Consider the following 1,537-nt stretch of genomic DNA (forward strand, 5'->3'; position numbering starts at 1 on the left):
AGGCAGGTGCGGATGCGGCGCCCAGCGACAGGGCGGCGGCTCCGGTTCCGGCGGCGGTGAGGAACGTACGACGGTCCATGAAGGTCCAACTCCCAGTGACAGGTGGGGAAGGGGAGATCCGTGGCGTGCGGGTCGGGATGGGCGTGCGGGTCGGGCTGGCCGGGCTGGTCGTGTCGCTCCCGCGTGCGGGCGGCGCGCGGATATACGGGGACCGGCCGCGGTCAGGTGCGGCCGGTCCCCGGGTCTGGCGGGAAGGGGTGAACTAGCCCTCGATGCGCGGCAGTTCACGCGTGCGCCCGAGCCCGCCCAGCCAGACGGCGGACGGCTTGGCGGTGCGGGCGAACGTCTCGCGGTCCCAGGCGATCAGGCCGAAGGTGGGCTTGTAGCAGCCCCACTCGTAGTTGTCCAGGGCGCTCCAGGCCAGGTAGCCCTCGATGTTGAGGCCGTCCTCCAGGCAGGCGGCGACCGCGTTCAGCGCGCCCTTGTAGTAGTCGACGCGGCGCGCGTCGTCGGCGGTGGCTATGCCGTTCTCGGTGACGATCATCGGCACGTCCCCGTTGCCGAGCACCTCGGCGGTGTGGCGCAGGGCGTGACCCACGGCGGAGGGGTAGTACTCCCACTGGGTGAGCGTGCGCTCGACGTCGTCGGGCCACGGGATCGGGCCGTCGGAGCCGATCTCCGTTCGGGTGTAGGACTGGACGCCGATCCAGTCGTCGCCGCGCGCGGCCTCGATGAAGATGTCCTCGCGGGGATGGCGGTAGGCGGCGGCGACGTCCTCGGCGCCGGGCAGGGCCTGGTAGACCTGGTTGGCGATGGTCCAGCCGGCCTGGATCTCCGGGTTGATCGCCTTGACCTCCTTGACGGCGGCCCGGTGGGCGGCGATCACCGCGTGGGTGGTCTCCTCGTCGGGCGTCGGAAGCCCGGCGGGCGGGAAGCCGATGTCGCCCGCCTTGGCCTGCCCCGCCATCACGGCGATCATGTTGGGCTCGTTGATGGTGCAGACATGGCGCACGCCCTCGCCGATGACGGGTGCGCAGGCGGCGACGTAGCGGGCGAACAGCTCGACGGCACCCTCGGCGGTCCAGCCGCCCCGCGCCTCGAACCACTGCGGGACGGTGAAGTGGTGCAGGGTGACCATCGGACGGAGCCCGCGCTCGATCGCGCCTTCCACCATCCGCCGGTAGTGGGCGAGTTCGGCCCGCGAGAACTGGCCGTCGGCGGGCTCGATGCGCGCCCACTCGATGCTGAACCGGTAGTCGGTGAAGCCGAGTCCGGACAGGACGTCCATGTCGTCACGCCAGCGGTGATAGCTGTCGCAGGCGTCCAGGCTGGGCTCCTGGATGTGCGTGCCGGTGCTGTGCTCCTTCACCCACCAGTCGCTGTTGGTGTTGTTGCCCTCGATCTGATGGGCGGCGGTGGAGGCCCCCCAGAGAAAGCCTTCGGGGAACGGGATCGGGGTGTGCGTCATCGTCAGATGTCTTTCTGGTGGAGAGAGGGCGCGGACCGTCGTGGCGCGGGCGGGCTACTTCATGCCCGC

The 1,537-nt window shown here is 70.8% G+C and carries 1 protein-coding gene; it reads right to left on the bottom strand.

Annotated features, from left to right (window positions below):
• Window positions 1–262 precede the first annotated feature (262 nt).
• Entirely contained in the window at window positions 263–1,468 is a 1,206-nt protein-coding gene (locus ACZ5CR_RS44885; RefSeq protein WP_468869359.1) for a glycoside hydrolase family 1 protein, read from the bottom strand.
• Window positions 1,469–1,537: the final 69 nt, after the last annotated feature.

Source organism: Streptomyces sp. NPDC031274, assembly GCF_055570235.1.

Bases quoted from the DNA above. Each gene is read 5' to 3' on its own strand.
- ACZ5CR_RS44885 (WP_468869359.1), bottom strand. From the start codon at position 1,468: ATGACGCACACCCCGATCCCGTTCCCCGAAGGCTTTCTCTGGGGGGCC.